14 protein-coding genes and 1 tRNA gene are annotated in these 16060 nt (G+C 73.9%); 10 read left to right on the top strand and 5 right to left on the bottom strand.

The window, feature by feature from the left end; translation table 11 throughout:
* Positions 1-12: 12 nt before the first annotated feature.
* The 7 genes from ACZ64A_RS25785 to ACZ64A_RS25755 all read left to right on the top strand — a co-directional run bounded on the left by ACZ64A_RS25785 (position 13) and on the right by ACZ64A_RS25755 (position 6454).
* Positions 13-945 carry a phosphatase PAP2 family protein gene (locus ACZ64A_RS25785; RefSeq protein WP_469813473.1) on the top strand — a complete coding sequence of 311 codons (933 nt, stop codon included), beginning with the start codon at positions 13-15 and terminating at the stop codon, positions 943-945.
* Positions 896-2017 (top strand): hypothetical protein, encoded by a 1122-nt coding sequence (locus ACZ64A_RS25780; RefSeq protein WP_469813756.1) that lies wholly within the window; start codon positions 896-898, stop codon positions 2015-2017. Before ACZ64A_RS25785 ends, ACZ64A_RS25780 begins: the two co-directional genes overlap by 50 nt.
* The gene (locus tag ACZ64A_RS25775) at positions 2008-3600 is read left to right on the top strand and encodes a hypothetical protein (protein ID WP_469813471.1); all 1593 of its coding nucleotides are present in this window, start codon (positions 2008-2010) and stop codon (positions 3598-3600) included. The genes ACZ64A_RS25780 and ACZ64A_RS25775 overlap by 10 nt, the downstream gene beginning before the upstream one ends.
* Before the next feature lie 2 nt (positions 3601-3602).
* The gene (locus tag ACZ64A_RS25770; protein ID WP_469813754.1) at positions 3603-4940 is read left to right on the top strand and encodes an AAA domain-containing protein; all 1338 of its coding nucleotides are present in this window, start codon (positions 3603-3605) and stop codon (positions 4938-4940) included.
* A 362-nt stretch (positions 4941-5302) separates the two neighbouring features.
* Complete coding sequence (locus ACZ64A_RS25765) at positions 5303-5668, top strand: hypothetical protein (RefSeq protein WP_469813470.1); 366 nt, start codon at positions 5303-5305, stop codon at positions 5666-5668.
* Positions 5669-5811: 143 nt separating this feature from the next.
* On the top strand, positions 5812-6390 hold the full coding sequence (locus tag ACZ64A_RS25760) for a bifunctional DNA primase/polymerase (RefSeq protein WP_469813468.1): 579 nt from the start codon (positions 5812-5814) through the stop codon (positions 6388-6390).
* Positions 6381-6454 (top strand) — tRNA-Lys (locus ACZ64A_RS25755). The genes ACZ64A_RS25760 and ACZ64A_RS25755 overlap by 10 nt, the downstream gene beginning before the upstream one ends.
* Positions 6455-6549: 95 nt before the next feature.
* On the opposite strand, the gene ACZ64A_RS25750 is transcribed toward ACZ64A_RS25755, so the two are convergent.
* Positions 6550-7866, bottom strand: a complete 1317-nt coding sequence (locus ACZ64A_RS25750; protein ID WP_469813466.1) for a M6 family metalloprotease domain-containing protein — start codon at positions 7864-7866, stop codon at positions 6550-6552.
* Positions 7867-8179: 313 nt separating this feature from the next.
* Between ACZ64A_RS25750 and ACZ64A_RS25745 the strand changes: the two genes are divergently transcribed.
* Positions 8180-10024, top strand: a complete 1845-nt coding sequence (locus ACZ64A_RS25745; RefSeq protein ID WP_469813465.1) for a putative bifunctional diguanylate cyclase/phosphodiesterase — start codon at positions 8180-8182, stop codon at positions 10022-10024.
* On the opposite strand, the gene ACZ64A_RS25740 is transcribed toward ACZ64A_RS25745, so the two are convergent.
* The 3 genes from ACZ64A_RS25740 to ACZ64A_RS25730 form a co-directional block, all read right to left on the bottom strand.
* Positions 9997-11106 (bottom strand): LLM class flavin-dependent oxidoreductase, encoded by a 1110-nt coding sequence (locus ACZ64A_RS25740; RefSeq protein WP_469813464.1) that lies wholly within the window; start codon positions 11104-11106, stop codon positions 9997-9999. The genes ACZ64A_RS25745 and ACZ64A_RS25740 overlap by 28 nt on opposite strands.
* Before the next feature lie 353 nt (positions 11107-11459).
* A complete protein-coding gene (locus ACZ64A_RS25735; protein ID WP_469813462.1) occupies positions 11460-12191 on the bottom strand; it encodes a maleate cis-trans isomerase family protein in 732 nt (243 codons plus the stop codon).
* The gene (locus ACZ64A_RS25730) at positions 12188-12997 is read right to left on the bottom strand and encodes a maleate cis-trans isomerase family protein (RefSeq protein ID WP_469813461.1); all 810 of its coding nucleotides are present in this window, start codon (positions 12995-12997) and stop codon (positions 12188-12190) included. Before ACZ64A_RS25730 ends, ACZ64A_RS25735 begins: the two co-directional genes overlap by 4 nt.
* Positions 12998-13145: 148 nt before the next feature.
* Here ACZ64A_RS25730 and ACZ64A_RS25725 point away from each other — a divergent pair, with 148 nt between their 5' ends.
* Both ACZ64A_RS25725 and ACZ64A_RS25720 read left to right on the top strand, forming a co-directional pair.
* Positions 13146-14099: a D-2-hydroxyacid dehydrogenase gene (locus tag ACZ64A_RS25725; RefSeq protein ID WP_469813459.1), complete on the top strand. Its 954-nt coding sequence runs from the start codon at positions 13146-13148 to the stop codon at positions 14097-14099.
* Between the two features lie 34 nt (positions 14100-14133).
* Positions 14134-15519: an amidase gene (locus tag ACZ64A_RS25720; RefSeq protein ID WP_469813457.1), complete on the top strand. Its 1386-nt coding sequence runs from the start codon at positions 14134-14136 to the stop codon at positions 15517-15519.
* Positions 15520-15530: 11 nt separating this feature from the next.
* Here the strand turns inward: ACZ64A_RS25720 and ACZ64A_RS25715 are convergent, their stop codons facing one another.
* Entirely contained in the window at positions 15531-16025 is a 495-nt protein-coding gene (locus ACZ64A_RS25715; protein ID WP_469813456.1) for a DUF3830 family protein, read from the bottom strand.
* Positions 16026-16060 lie beyond the last annotated feature (35 nt).

Raw genomic sequence — 16060 nt, 5'->3', positions numbered from 1 at the left:
AGGGCGAATCGGATGCCGCAGACCGAGTCACCAGGCAGCGAGGCGGGCCCGGCGACCCGGTTGCGCTGGTGGACCGAGCTCCCTCTGGTCCTGCTCGTGTACGGCTGCTACTCCGCGGGCCGTCTGCTCGCCCGCGGTGACGTCTCCGACGCCGTCGACCACGGGCTGGCGCTGCTGCGGGTCGAGAAGTTCCTGCACATCAACGCCGAGCACCCGCTGAACCGGCTGTTCACCCGCAACCCCTGGCTCGGCATACCGGCCGACTTCTGGTACGCCTCGCTGCACTACCTGGTCACGCCGGCGCTGCTGGTGTGGCTGTTCCGTGCGCACAGCGCCCACTACCGGGCGGCCCGCACCTGGCTGCTGACGTCCACGTTCCTCGGGCTGATCGGCTTCACGCTGATGCCGACCTGTCCGCCGCGCCTGCTGGCCGCCGGGTACGGCTTCGTCGACACGATGGCCCACTACAGCTCGTACGGCTGGTGGGGCGGTGAGGCGAGCGCGCCGCGCGGCATGGGCGGCATGACCAACCAGTACGCGGCGATGCCGAGTCTGCACGTCGGCTGGGCTCTGTGGTGCGGCGTCATGCTGTGGCGCCACGGCCGTGGCCGGACGGCCCGGGTCGCCGCGGTGGTCTATCCCCTGGGGACCACGCTCGTGGTCATGGGGACCGCCAACCACTACCTGCTCGACGCCGTCGCCGGGGTCGCCGTGATGGGTGTCGGGCTGCTGCTCGCGCCCGTCCTGACGCGGTTCGCCGACCGGGTACGGGCGCGGTTCACGGCCGGCTCTTCCGGCGCTCCCGCCTCGATTGTCAGTGACGGATGCCAGACTTCGGCGGGTGAGCGAATTCCACGGCAGCGCGCATCACGGCCCGGAGCCGACGCCGAGCCGAGTGCCGCCCCCACGGACACCGGGGACGGCGCTCCGGCACCGGCTCGCTGAGCTGCGCGGACCCGACGTACCCGCGCGGGCGCTGGACGCCCGCGCCCTCGCGGCGCTCGCCGCCAACCCGGGCTGCCGGCGCCGCGCGCTCCTCGACGGCGCCGGGGTGGACAAGGCGGCGCTGGCGGGCGCGCTCGGAGCGCCGTCGGTGTTCGGGCAGTCGCAGTTCGCCCTCACCCGCGGCAACGCCTTCGAGGCGAAGGTCAAGGCGGACGGCGGCGCGGAACTGCTGCGGCTGGTGCACGACAGACTCGACCCGGGCGCCGAGGCGCCGGAGCGCACGTATGTGCCCGATCTGACCGCGTCCGGACCCGAGGGGCGTACGGCGCGTACGGCGCTGGCGCTGCGGGAGGCCGTCGAGGCGGGCGGCTGGACGCTGCTGGACCATCCGATGCTCGCCCTGGAGGTCGCCGGGTCCCCGGCGTTCCTGGAGCCGGACGCGGTGGTCGTGCACCCGGACGGCAGCTGGACGGTCGTGGAGATCAAGTCCTTCCCGATGCTGGACGGCTCCGCCGACCCGGCGAAGGTGGGCGCCGCCGCCCGGCAGGCCGCCGTGTACGTGCTGGCGCTGGAGGAGGTCGCGGGCCGGATGGAGCCGGCTCCGCAGGTGCGCCACCGTGTGCTGCTGGTGTGCCCCAAGGACTTCTCCAACCTGCCGACCGCCGCCGCGGTCGACGTGCGCAAGCAGCGCGCGGTGACCGGTCGCCAGCTGGCCCGGCTCACCCGGATCGAGGAGATCGCCGACGCCCTGCCCGAGGGGACGTGTTTCTCCCCCGAGTTGCCCGCGGAGCAGCTCACGCAGGCCGTGGAGTCCGTGCCCGCGACCTACGCGCCCGAGTGTCTGGCCGCCTGCGAGCTGGCCTTCCACTGCCGCCGCCGCTCCCGTGAGGCCGAGGCGGTGACCTCGCTCGGCCGGGCCGTACGGGCCGAGCTGGGCGGACTGGCCACCGTGCCCGAGGTGCTGGCGGCGGCCCGCGGTCGGGCCGGCGACCCGGACGATCCGGCGGTGGCCGCGCTGCGCCGGGCCGCGCAGCTGCGGGCCGAGGCACTGGAGGGGGCCGGATGTCACTGACCGACACGCTCGCCCGCCTGGAAGCCGTCGACAGCGGACGCGCGCAGCCCGCCGCGACCGTGCGGCACCGGCATCTGTCCGACCGGCCCCTGGTCCTGGTGCCGCTCACCACGGCCGGTGAGGCGGGCGCCCCGCTCGGCGCGCTGGTCGGCACCGACCGGGACGCGCCGCGCCTGCTGGTCGTACCGCAGCCGCGTGACCGGGATCTGCGGTTCGCGTTCCTGGCCGAGCTGGCCGATGTCGTCCTGCCGTACATCGAGTCGTACGGCGAGGTGGTGGAGGCCGCCGAGCGCACCGAGACCGATCCGGAGACCGGCAAGCGGGTCAAGGTGGAGGTCGACCTGTGCGCGGACGCCCCGCAGCTGATCGTGCCGAGCCGGGCCGGCGTCGAGCTGGTGCGGCTGCTGGGGCGTTCGATGCGGTTCAGGCGTACGGCCGAGCAGGAGCCGGAGACGCCGTACCCGGCGCCGCCCCGGGTGCCGCTGCTGGGGCGCTGGTTCACGCACTACGCCGAGCGGGCCCGGGTGCCCGGCTCGTCCCTGCTGCTCGCCCTCACCGAGGTGCTCGCCCGGCACTGGGCCACCGGGCAGTCCGGTCTGGAGGACCAGCATCTGGGGGCGCTGCTGGCGTGGATCGATCCGCCGGAGGGCGTCTCGGGGGCCGAGGCCGCGCTGGAGGCGGAGCTGGCCAGGGACGCGGGCGGACAGTTGCGGTGCCCGCCGGCCGGGCCGGCCACCGATCCGGCGTTCGACAACAAGCTGCTCGCCCCCGCCATCGAGCGCTACGACCGGGCCCGCACCGCGCTGGCCGCCGCCGACGACGGCCTGCAGGCCGACGAGCGCCTGGGTGCGCTCGGCCGGGCCGAGGAGGAGATCCGGGGGCTTGTCGCGCAGGTCACCCTGCCCACCTGGGACAAAATCTGGCGGGGGCTGGACCTGCTGCGGGCGCTGCCGCCGGGCGCGCATGCCGAGGAGCGCTGGACGCGCGACCGCTGGTCGTTCACCGGGCACCGGGACCGGGTGCTGGCCGGGGAGCCGCCGCAGCCGCGCCGCGACGACGCGGTGACCGCGGCGAACAAGCTGGCGGCGCGCGAGCGCGAGCAGGCCCGGCTGGAGGCGCAGGAGGCGCTGGACGATCCGCTGGTGATGGCGGGGCGGCGGCTGGCCGGGGAGGCGTTCGCCGGTGAGGTGACGGACGTGACCATGGCGTACAGCGAGGGCAAGCGGCCGAGCCCGCGCCCGCTGGTGACGGTGCGCACGGACGACCGGCCGCATCTGGGCGAGCGGGTGAAGGTGTACCGGTCGCTGGGCGGGCGGCCGCAGACGGCGGAGTTCGTCGGCGCCGAGGAGGACGGGGCGCTGCTGGTGCTGCGGATCCTCGACAAGATGGGGCGCGGCAAGGAACCCGAGGAGGGCTCGGTGCCCGAGAAGGGCGACCGGGTGTGCTTCACGCTGTTCGAGCACGAGCAGCGCGGCGGCGCGAAGCTGCCGGACCCGGAGGACACCCCGTGGACGCACGGCGGGCCGCCCGGTGAGCGGGCCGCCGAGCCCGCCGATCCCGTCACCGAGGAGGACGTGCTGTGACCGTGACCGAGACGGCCTTCGATCCGGGGGCGGCCGCGACCCGGGCCACGGACGCGATCCTCGCGGACACGCTGCACGGCACCGCGCGCGGTGTCGTGGTCGACTCCCCGCCCGGCGCAGGCAAGTCGACGCTGGTGGTACGGGCGGCGCTGGAGCTGGCCGGCGCCGGGCGGCCGCTGATGGTGGTCGCGCAGACCAACGCGCAGGTCGACGACCTGGTGCTGCGGCTGGCCGAGAAGAACCCCGGGCTGCCGGTGGGCCGGCTGCACAGCAGCGACGCCGACGCCTACGACCGGGCCCTGGACGACCTGGAGCAGGTGCGCACCTCGGCGAAGGCGGCCGATCTCGCCGGGCTGCCGGTGGTGCTGTCCACGGCGGCCAAGTGGGCGCATGTGAAGGTGGACGAGCCGTGGCCGCACGCGATCGTCGACGAGGCGTACCAGATGCGCTCCGACGGTCTGCTCGCCGTGGCGGGACTGTTCGAGCGGGCGCTGTTCGTGGGCGACCCCGGGCAGCTGGACCCGTTCGCGATCGTGGGCAGCGAGCAGTGGGCGGGTCTGTCGTACGACCCGTCGGCGTCGGCGGTGACGACCCTGCTCGCGCACAACCCGGATCTGCCGCAGCACCGGCTGCCGGTGTCCTGGAGGCTGCCGGCCTCCGCGGCGCCGCTGGTGTCGGACGCGTTCTACCCGTACACGCCGTTCCGCAGCGGTACCGGCCCCGGCGATCGCCGGCTCGCCTTCGCCGTCCCGTCGGACGGCTCGGGCCCCGACCGGGTGATCGACGAGGCCGCGGCCTCCGGCTGGGGGCTGCTGCAGCTGCCGGCCCGGCACACCCCGCGCACGGACCCGGAGGCGGTCCGGGCGGTGGCGCTGGTGGTACGGCGGCTCCTGGACCGGGGCGGGGCGGCGGTGTCGGAGCGCTCGCCCGAGCCGTCCCCGCTGACCGCCGACCGCGTCGCCGTCGGCACGGCGCACCGCGACCAGGCGGCGGCGGTCCGCGCGGCGCTCGCCGAGCTGGGCGTGTCCGACGTGACCGTCGACACGGCGAACCGGCTTCAGGGGCGGGAGTACGACGTGACGGTGGTGCTGCACCCGCTGTCCGGCCGCCCCGACGCCACGGCGTTCCATCTGGAGACCGGCCGCCTGTGCGTGCTGGCCTCCCGGCACCGGCACGCGTGCATCGTGGTGTGCCGCGCGGGCGTGGAGGACCTCCTGGACGACTACCCGTCGACGGAACCGGTCCAGCTGGGCACGCTCGTGAAGTTCCCGGACGGCTGGGAGGCGAACCACGCGGTCCTGGCACACCTGACCGAACACCGGGTGCCCTGGCGGCCATGACCGGCCCTGCAGCTCCGCAACACGACCACCAGGCGACGCCGCCCCCGCCGCCGGACGGAGTCCGGCACGCCGCCGGAGGCGGCCAACAGTCGCAGCCCCCGACGGCTGGGAGGCGAACCACGCGGTCCTGGCACACCTGACCGAACACCGGGTGCCCTGGCGGCCATGACCGGCGGGACGTCGCGGGGGCGTTCGTGACCGGTGGGAACATCGCGGGGGCCGGGGTGCTTGATATCCGGGGTGGCGGGTCTCGGTGGGAAGCGCGAGGCCGAGGCCCCCTTGCGTGGGCGCGGGACAATGGAGGGTGGTCCACCCCGTGGCGGCGCCCCCGTGACGTTCGCCCCGTACGAGAAGGAGAAGACATGGCGGAGCCCACGCCGCGTCGGAACGAACCGCGGCTACGCCCCGCGCCCCTGCTCTTCGAGCCCATGGCGGCGGCCTCCGATCCGGAGCACTTCTTCGACCTGGAGTCGATGGACGATCCGCGCGCGCTGCTGGAGCGGGCGACGGAGCTGACGCACGCCTTCCGTGCGGCGGCCGACCGGGCCGTGGAGTTCCAGGCGATCGCCGCGGCACAGCTCGCCGATCCGCGCCGGTTCGACCGGCTGACGCCGGCGGACATCGCCGAGCGGGCCGAATGGACCGAGGACTACGCGAAGAAGATGGTCGAGTTCGGCCGTGACCTGCTGCGCGGCGGAGACGGGTCCAGCCCGTCCGACCCGGTCTGAGCCGGCCCGCCCGTCGACCCCGGCAGCCGTCGGCATATGCCAGATGGGCAAGAAGCGGGCAAGATACCCCCTCCTCCGGCCCCTTGTCCCGGTTTCCCGCAACCCTGCGCAAGTGCACGCTCACACGCGGTAGACCTGGGGACATGAGCAGTACGTGTCATGTCACCCATGACGGTGCCGGCTGGCTGGCCTCCGCAGGCACCTACCCGCGCAGCACCCTCGCCCTGTGGGAGGAGCAGCCGGACGCCCCGGTCGTCCTGCCCTGCGGCACCGCCTTCGACGTGATCAGCGCGCCCGCGCTGTTCGGGCGGCGCATGCTCGACCGGCTCTGGGACGAGGGACCGGGCTCCGGCCCGGTGGCCGTCTTCCGGGGCCGGATGCTGCTCTTCGCCGCGCCCGGCACCGCCCAGCGGCTGCCGTCGCTGCTGGAGTGGGAGGAGTGGGGGTCGGGCAGCGGCCGCACCGGCCGTACCGACGGGATTCCGCCGCTGATCTGCCACGGGGCCGGAGACGCGGTGACCGTGCCGCCGGTGTCCGCGGCCGCGCCGGGCACCGCCGCGACCCGCTGGCTGGTCGCCCCCGACACCCGTCACCCCTGGCTTCCGGGCCCCGAAATCCTGCTGTGGGCGGCGGTGCGGGCGGCCCGCACGGCGGTGCGGATTTCGATTTCACCTCCCGCCGACCAGGATGCTAAGGTCTACGACGTCAGCAGGCGCCGCTAGCTCAGTTGGTTAGAGCAGCTGACTCTTAATCAGCGGGTCCGGGGTTCGAGTCCCTGGCGGCGCACACGACAAGAAAGCCCCTCGCGAGAGCGAGGGGCTTTCTTCTGTTCCCGGGCGTACGCCAGGACGCGCGCCCGGACGGTCAAGCATCCGGGCCCGTCACCGTGGCGCCCCCGGTGTGATCGTCACCGTCCACGCCCCCGACGGGGTGCGGTCCTCCACCTCGACCCGTACGCCGTCCCCGGGGACCGTGAAGCTCTCACCGAGGGAGACCGGGGCGTCGGCGAGGGCCGGGTAGACGGAGTCCTCCCAGCAGGCCTCGGTGTGCGGGTGGGCGTCGATCACCTCGATGGGCCCGCGCCCCGACTCGGTGGCGCTGTGCACCCGGTACACGAGCACCCCCGCCCGGCAGGCCCCGCTGTCGTTGCCGACGGGGCCGCGCGCCTCGAAGGCGAGCGCGCTGTCGGGCCCGGTGCGCACGACGGCGAGCTTGGTGCCGTCGCCCAGGCCGAAGGCGGGAGCGCCCGCGGCGCCGGGGACGGGCACGCCGGGTCCGGCGCCGAGCGGTTCGAGGGTGAGCCGGGTCGGGCGCTGCACGCACACCACCTGCCGCGGGTCCAGCCAGCCGAGCTTCCACTTGTGCCAGCCGAAGAGGTCCGGGGCGAGGCCGAACTGGCTGCCCATCATGTCCCAGTCGCCGACGTAGGTGTCCCAGTCGCCCTTGCCGTCGGCCGGGCGGTGGTAGAGGTCGGGCAGGTCGAAGACGTGCCCGGTCTCGTGGGCGAGCACCAGACGGTCCGGTGGGTGCCGCTCGAAGACCGTCACCACCCGGCGGATGTCCGTGCCGTCCGCCCGGAGCGGGGTGTCGAGGTTGACGACCTTGGTGGCGTCGGAGTCGACGCCGGGGGCGTCCGGGTCGGCGACGAAGTACACGATGTCGTAGCGGGAGAAGTCGACCTGGTCGTCGGCGGCCCTGAGCGCGTCGCGCAGGTACAGGGCGCGCAGGCCGGCGCTCCAGTCACGCTGTATGCGGTACGCCGTGGACGGCCGGGGCATGCGGATCCAGTGCCGCATCGGGTGGGCGGTCAGGGTGAAGCGGCCGTAGGAGGCGCGGCGGAAGTAGTCGCTGGTGGCCGGGAAGTGGTCGGCGGTCAGCTCGGCGGGGGTGGTCAGCGGGGCGGCGTCGGGGAACGACAGGAAGACCATCACCGCGTTCAGGGCGCGGACGGGCCGCGGGTAGGCGGCGTTCCAGGTGTCCACGCCCTCGGAGTGGTGGGCGTCGGTGCGCTGGAGGGTGCAGGGCTCGGTGGAGAAGGGCTCGGCGACCGACGGGGCGCCGAGCAGGGAGGTCGCGGCGAGCGCGGACATGGTGGTGAACACGGCCGCGGTGCTGCGCAGCCGGGGCGGCTCCAGCGCCGACTTGAGGCCCCTGCGGGTTCTTCGGCCCAGTCTTCGCAGGGCGAGCTGACGCGACAAGGGGACCTCCGGGTGCGGTTCACGGGACGCCGCACCCAGCCTGGTGGGATTCATTGTCGTATGCCCTGTTTATCTGACCCGGACGAGTGAGCGTCCGTCAGGGCGACACCCCCGAAGCGTTCACGGAACGTCACATTCGGTCGGAGGGCTGCGCAGGCCGCCCACCTGCGAACAGAAACGATCCGCCACTCGGTCGGGGGGCCCGCGCGGGCCGCACGGGAACGGGCCATGGCTGGTACCGCCCGGGGCCAGCCTCTATGATCGGCACACTTTCCTGCGCGGACAGCGATCGAGTGCACTGCGGGAGCGAGCGGTGAGCGGAACGTCCGAAGGGTCGACACCTGCGGCAGATGCCGACGGGTCAGTCGTGACAGAGAGTGACAGCGCCACCCCTGCCCGTGCCGAGCCGCCGTACCGCTCCGCCTTCACGGCCGCCCCGCTGGCCATGGCCGTCGTCGACCGCGCGGGCCTGGTCGTCGAGGCCAACGACACCCTCGGGGAACTGCTCGGCGGCGACCGGGCCGGCCTCACCGGGCGGCTCGCGTCGGACCTGCTCGACCTCGCCTCCGACACCGGCACCCGCACCGCCTACCGCGAGGTGCTCGCCGGCCGCCGCGACCGGCTGCGCTGCACGCGCCGGCTCAAGCACCCCGACGGCCACTCCCTGTGGGCGCAGGTCACCGTCTCCCCGCTGCCGGCCGGCGAGGAGGGCGCACTGCTGTCGGTCGCCGACATCAGCGCCCGGCGTGAACTCCAGGCACAGCTACGGCACTTGCAGATGCACGACCCGGTGACCCGGCTGCCCAACCGCACCCTGTTCTTCGAACGGCTGTCGGCGGCACTGGAGTCGGCCGCGCTGGAGGCGGAGACGTACGAGACGGGCGGGACCGGCCGGATCGGCCTGTGCTACCTCGACCTGGACGGGTTCAAGGCGGTCAACGACACCCTCGGCCACCGCGTCGGCGACCGGTTGCTCGCCGCCGTCGCCGAGCGCCTGACCCGCTGTGCCGACGCGGCCGGCCACGGCCGTACCAGTGTGCCGCTGGTCGCGCGCCTGGGCGGCGACGAGTTCGCGCTGCTGGTGGAGGACTCGACCGGCACCGAGCAGCTCGCGGACCTCGCCGAGTCGGCACTGAAGGCGCTGCAGGAGCCCTTCGACCTGGCGGGGCAGCGGCTGTCGGTCTCGGCGTCGATCGGTGTGGTGGAACGGCAGGCGGCGGGGACGACGGCCACCGGGCTGATGCAGGCGGCGGACACGACGCTGTACTGGGCAAAGGCGGACGGCAAGGACCGCTGGACGCTGTTCGACCCCGAGCGCAACGCGCATCTGATGACCCGTCAGGCACTCGCCTCCACGCTCCGGCCGGCCATCGAACGCGGGGAGTTCGTGCTCGACTACCAGCCGCTGGTGGGCATGGCGGACGGCCGGCTGCACGGGGTGGAGGCGCTGGTCCGCTGGAACCATCCGCAGTTCGGGCTGCTGCCGCCGAATCGGTTCGTCGGGCTGGCGGAGGAGGACGGTTCGATCGTCCCGCTCGGCCGCTGGATCCTCGCCACCGCCTGTCGGCAGGCCCGGCGCTGGCAGCTGGAGAACCCCGACGAGCCGCCGCTGTTCGTCAGCGTCAATGTGGCGGTCCGTCAGGTGTGGGACTCCGACCTGGTGGCGGATGTGGCGCGGACGCTGACCGAGACGGGGCTCGCGCCGCATCTGCTGCAACTGGAGCTGACGGAGTCGGCGGTGATGGGCTCGGCGGGCCGCCCGCTGCAGACGCTGAAGGCGCTCAGCGACATGGGCGTGCAGATCGCCATCGACGACTTCGGCACCGGCTACTCGAACCTGGCGTACCTGTCCCGGCTGCCGGTGAAGGTCCTCAAGCTCGACGGCTCCTTCGTCCGCGGCTTCCGCTACGACGACCCGGCCGCGCATCCGAGCCCCGCGGACGAGGTGATCGTCGAGGCGATGATCCAGCTCGCGCACCGGCTCGGGCTCACGGTCACCGCCGAGTGCGTGGAGACCTCGGCGCAGGCCGACCGTCTCCGCCTCATCGGCTGCGACACCGGGCAGGGGTGGCTGTACTCCCGCCCGGTGCCGCCGGATCGTATCTCCGCGCTGCTGGCGACGCCGGGGGTTCAGCCGGACGTGGTCGGCAAACCGTAGGCGTCGGCGATCAGTTCGTACGACCGCACCCGCACATCCCCGCTGTGCGCGTTGCCGGTGATCATCAACTCGTCGGCACCGGTGCGCTTCTGCAGATCGTCGAGCCCGGAGCGCACCGCGTCGGGGGTGCCGTGGACGACGTTGGCGTTCCAGGAGGTGACGAACTCCTCCTCCATCGGGCTGAACTCGTACGCCTCGGCCTCCTCCGGCGTGGGCACGAGCCCCGGCCGTCCGGTGCGCAGCCGGATCATGTTCAGCGCGGCGGCCCGCACCTGGCGCCGGGCCTCCCGCTCGTCCTCGGTGGCGAGCGCGGCCACGCCGATCAGGGCGTAGGGCTCGTCGAGGACGTCGGACGCCCGGAAGGACTCGCGGTACAGGTCGAGGGCCGGGACGGTGTTCTGCGCGGAGAAGTGGTGCGCGAAGGCGAACGGCAGGCCGAGCATGCCGGCGAGGCGGGCGCTGAAGCCGGAGGAGCCGAGCAGCCAGACCGGCGGCCGGTGCGGCGACTGCACCCCGCCGGGCGAAGTGGCCTGGACGGGGCCCGGCACCGCGTGGATCCTGCGGTACGGGTGCCCGTCGGGGAAGTCGTCGTCGAGGAACCGGGTCAGCTCGGCGAGCTGCTGCGGGAAGTCGTCGGCGCCCTCGTTGAGGCGATCGGTGCGGCGCAGGGCCGCCGCGGTCGCCCCGTCCGTGCCGGGGGCCCGGCCGAGCCCGAGGTCGATGCGCCCCGGCGCCATGGCCTCCAGCGTGCCGAACTGCTCCGCGATGACGAGGGGCGCGTGGTTGGGCAGCATGACGCCGCCCGAGCCGAGCCGGATGCGGTCGGTGTGGGCGGCGAGGTGGGCGAGGATCACCGCGGGCGAGGAGGAGGCGACGCCGGGCATCGAGTGGTGCTCGGCGACCCAGTACCGGTGGAACCCGCGCGCCTCGGCGAGCCGCACCAGCTCCACGCTGGTCCGCAACGCGTCGGACGCGGTGCGGCCGGCGCCTACGGTGACCAGGTCCAACACGGACAGCGCGACGGGCGCGCTCCCCTTGGCCACGGCCCGAATCTCGTCGCCGGCGGGTTCGGATACGGCCACGGTGGGTCCTCCTGGGGGTACGGGTTCGCTACGGTCTCGCTGCCGCTGGGCTAACAGGAGGGGGTCTCCGGTTATTCCCTCCGGGGGGTGTGCTCCCCGCGGGGGCGTTGTGAGGCCACCGGGGTGGGAGGTGTTGCCTGCGGCGGCCTGTGCGGGTTGCGTCGTGGCTGGTCGCGCAGTTCCCCGCGCCCCTTTTGCGCCTGCGGCGGCCCGTCACCGTCCGGTGGCCGCTGCGGTCACGCCTGCGGCGCGCGGGCCGGGGCGGGTGGGGCCCGGCGGCGGGCCCCCGGGGTCCGGGGCGGAGTCCCGGTGGGATCCGCCTCGCTCCGGGGGGCCCGTGACCGGTGGAGCCGTTACGCCTGGATCAGGGGTTCGCGGAGGAACAGGGAGCCCAGAGCGGGAGCGTTGACTCGGCGGTCGGTCAGGCGCAGGCCCTCCCAGACCGTGACCTGGTTCGCCGTGAGGACCGGTTTGCCCAGTTCCTTCTCCAGGGCCGGTACGTGGGCCGCCGTGTGCAGGGCCGTGTCCGGCAGGAGTACCGCCTGCGCGTCGGGGTGGTCCGCGGCCCGGGCCAGCGCCAGCACCTCCGCCTCGCCCCAGGTGCCGACCTCCGCCGCCGTGACGATCCCCGAGCTGCGCACCCCGGTGACCTCCACGCCGGCCGCCCGCAGGAAGCCGGCGAACAGCTCCGCCACGTCGTCGGGGTACGTCGCACCGACGGCTACCGTGCCCACCCCGATCTCCCGTACCGCGTTCACGAAGCCGAAGGACGTCGAGGAGGCCGGCATCCCGGCCGCCCGGGCCAGCGCGCGCACCTGCTCGTGGGCGCCCTCCCAGCCGTAGACGAAGCTGGCGCTGGTGCACGCCCACACCACCGACTCGACCCCGGCCAGCCGCAGCTCCTCCACGCCCGGCGCCAGCCGCTCCGCCGCGCCCATCCGCAGCAGCGCGTCGACGCGGTGCGCGTCCTCGCCGATGTCCGTGTGGACGACGTCCACCCGGATGTCACTGCCCAGGAGCTGCTCGATGCGCGGATAGTCGTCCTCGGCCGAGTGACCCGGGTAGAGGAATCCGAGTGCGGTCATGTTCGCCCTTCCTGCTGTTCCTGCGGTCCGTCCGGCAGTACGGGGGGCCAGGCGCGCGCCGAGAGGTCGGTCAGCGCCTGGTACGGCCCCACCGCGCGGGTACCCAGCCGACGCAGGGCCGCCCACATCGTGACTTGGTTGGCCGAGATCACCGGGATCCGCAGCTCCGCCTCCAGCTGCGGGATGACGTCGTACGTCGGCAGGTTGGTGCAGGACAGGAACAGCGCCTGCGGCCCCCCGTCCGCCCCCGGTGTGCGGACGGCTCGCCGGGCCATCTCCACGACGTCCCGGTACGGCACCTTCCAGATGTGCCGGGTCAGCCCCATGTACACGCACCCGGTGACCACGATCCCGGCCTGCGCGACGTACGCCCGCAGTGACCGGGTCACCGACACCGTGTACGGCGTCACCAGCGCCACCCGGCGCACACCGAGCTCGGCGAGCGCCTCCAGCAGCGCCCCGGACGTGGTCACGGACGGCACCGCGCCCGCCCCGGTCATCGCTTCGCACATGGCGCGTTCCCCGGTGATCCCGCCGACGAAGCTGCCGGAGGTGCAGGCGTAGGCGACGACCTCCGGATGCACGGCGATCAGGGTCCGCACGGCGTCGGTGAGCGTCTCGTGCTCGCTGACCAGCCGGGCGAGATCGAGGCTGACCTCGACCGGCACGTACGGCGTGCGGGTCAGGTGCAGCGACACCTCGTCCGGCGTCCAGCGCCACAACTCCCGGTCGAGCGCGAAGTCGAAGGGCGCGACGACACCGACACCGCGCTGCGGGCGGGGGCCGCCCAGAAACATGGCCTCCATGACAGGCACCGCCTCACGGTGGGAGACGACAGGGCAACGGATCGTACGCGTGGCCCTGTTGACGACGGTAGGTTCCGGTGCGAGCGTGGTCAATCCGCGCATGTCAGACGCCAGATCATCGCCCGGTCCCCGGAGAAACGGCCCCTGCATGACCACCGCCCCGCCCACGCTCCTCGTCCTCGACGCCGACCCCCCGCCCCGCCTGGGCCGTCTCACCGGCCGGGCGCGGATCGTGCACACCGACGCCGCCGGCCTCGCCGCGCGGCTGCCCGCGGCGGACGTGCTGCTGGTGTGGGACTTCACCTCCACCGCCGTACGGGACGCCTGGCCCGGCGAGGGGGCGCGGCCGCGCTGGGTGCACACGGCGAGCGCGGGCGTCGACCATCTGATGTGCCCGCAGCTCGCGCAGTCGGACACCGTCGTGACGAACGCCCGCGGTGTCTTCGACCAGCCGATCGCCGAGTACGTCGCCGCCCTGGTGCTGGCGATGGCCAAGGATCTGCCGCGGACGCTCCGGCTGCAGCAGGAGGGCGAGTGGCGGCACCGGGAGTCCCGGCGGGTGGCGGGCACGCGTGCGTGCGTGGTCGGCTCCGGGCCGATCGGGCGGGCGATCGCACGGCTGCTGAAGGCGCTCGGCGTCACCACCGCGCTCGTGGGCCGCACCCCGCGCACCGGCGTCCACGGCCCCGGCGATCTCGACCGCCTGCTCTCCCGCGCCGACTGGGTGATCTGCGCGGCGCCGCTGACGGAGCAGACCCGGGGCATGTTCGACGCGCGCCGCTTCGGCATGATGCAGCCGTCGGCGTGTTTCGTGAACGTCGGCCGCGGGCCGCTGGTGGACGAGGAGGCCCTCGCCGAGGCGCTGGCCAAACGCTGGATCGCGGGCGCCGCGCTGGATGTGTTCGCGCACGAGCCGCTGCCCGCCGGCAGCCCGCTGTGGCGGGCGCGGGACCTGATCGTCTCGCCGCACATGAGCGGGGACACGATCGGCTGGCGCGACGAACTGGGCGCGCAGTTCGTGGATTTGTACGAGCGCTGGGCGGCGGGGCGGCCGCTGCTCAACGTCGTCGACAAGCAGCGCGGATACGTCCCCGGCCACTGACGTCCCCCTCACCGACGCCCCTGGGAGGCTGTGCATGACGGAACTCACCGACCTGACCGCGACCGAGCTCGTCGAGGGCTACCGCAAGGGCGAGTTCGATCCCGTCGAGGCGACCCGGGCGGTGCTGGAACGGGCCGAGCGGATCCAGCCGCAGGTGAACGCGTTCGTGCGGCTGCTGCCCGAGGAGGCGCTGGAGCAGGCGCGGGCGTCGGCCGGGCGGTGGCGGCGCGGGGAGCCTGCCGGGCTGCTGGACGGGGTGCCGGTGACCGTCAAGGACATCCTGCTGCTGCGCGGCCACCCCACCCTGCGCGGCTCGCGCACGATCGACCCGGCGGGGACGTGGGAGGAGGACGCGCCCTCGGTGGCCCGGCTGCGTGAGCACGGGGCGGTGTTCGTCGGCAAGACGACCACACCGGAGTTCGGCTGGAAGGGCGTGACGGACTCGCCGCTGTCCGGGATCACCCGCAACCCGCACGACCCGTCCCGTACGGCCGGCGGTTCCAGCGGCGGCAGCGCGGCCGCGGTGGCGCTCGGCGCGGGCCCGCTGTCGCTGGGCACGGACGGCGGTGGCAGCGTGCGCATCCCGGCGGCGTTCTGCGGGATCTTCGCTCTGAAGCCGACGTACGGCCGGGTGCCGTTGTACCCGGCGAGCGCCTACGGCACGCTGTCGCACGTCGGCCCGATGACCCGTACCGCGGCGGACGCGGCGCTCGCGCTGGACGTGATCGGCGCTCCGGACACCCGGGACTGGTCGGCGCTGGGCCCGGCCGGGCTGTCGTACAGGGAGGTGCTCGGCGAGGGGGTGCGCGGGCTGCGGGTGGCGTACTCGCCGTCGCTGGGCGGGCAGGTCGCGGTGCAGCCGGCGGTCGCGTCGGCGGTGCGGCACGCGGTGGAGCGGCTGGCGGGGCTCGGCGCGTACGTCGAGGAGGCCGACCCGGACGTGGCCGACCCGGTGGACGCGTTCGAGACGCTGTGGTTCGCGGGGGCGGCCCGGGTGGCGCAGCAGCTGAGGCCGCGTCAGCGGGAGCTGCTGGATCCGGGGCTGCGGGAGGTCTGCGCGGCCGGGGCTCGGCTGTCGGCGCTGGAGTACCTGGCCGCGGTGGACGTGCGGATGGACCTCGGGCGGCGCATGGGCCGCTTCCACGAGGCGTACGACCTGCTGCTGACGCCGGCCGTGCCGCTGACGGCGTTCGAGGCGGGCGCGGAGGTGCCGGGCGGCTCGGGGATGAGGCGCTGGACGGGGTGGACGCCGTTCACCTATCCGTTCAACCTGACCCAGCAGCCCGCCGCGTCCGTCCCGGTGGGCACGGACGCCGACGGGCTGCCGGTGGGCCTGCAGATCGTGGCCGCCCGGCACCGTGACGACCTGGTGCTGCGGGCCGCGCACGCCCTGTACGAGGCGGGCGCCACGACCCCCTGAGCGGGCGGCTGTCAGGCGCGGCGGAAGCTGAGCGTCTCTCCCGCCGCGCCCGTGCGCCACAGGTCGTTGCACGCCTCGGCCATGGCGTCCAGGCCGTCGACGACCTGGCCCCAGACGATGCCGGGCACCCAGCCCACGTCGCCGTTCAGCAGCAGGTTGTTGCGTTCGTAGAACAGGGCGAGGTCGACGACGGTGGTGCCGGCGCGGACCTCACGGTCGTAGCCGTAGGCGTTGGTGCCCAGTTCGGCGCCCGCGAAGGAGAAATAGCAGAGATCTCCGGGAATCGGGGTGACCGTCGGGTTTTCCAGGGGTGGTTCGGTCGCGGCAAAGGGTGGGAAAAGCGCGTAGATCTCGTTGCGGGCGTATTTGGCGTGGTAGACGTCGCCGGCCAGCGGCAGCGCGTTCCACACCGTGGCGCAGGTGAGGGGCGCGCGGTCGTCCAGCAGCTTCGCCGTGCAGTGGATCTGACGCTTGACCAGGGACACTTCGAGGTAGCGATCCGCCATGAAATCCATGGTGCATGCCTCGGGTTCAGTTGGGT

This window comes from Streptomyces sp. NPDC104814 (assembly GCF_055583185.1).
This window is presented reverse-complemented; position numbering and strand designations above follow the sequence as displayed.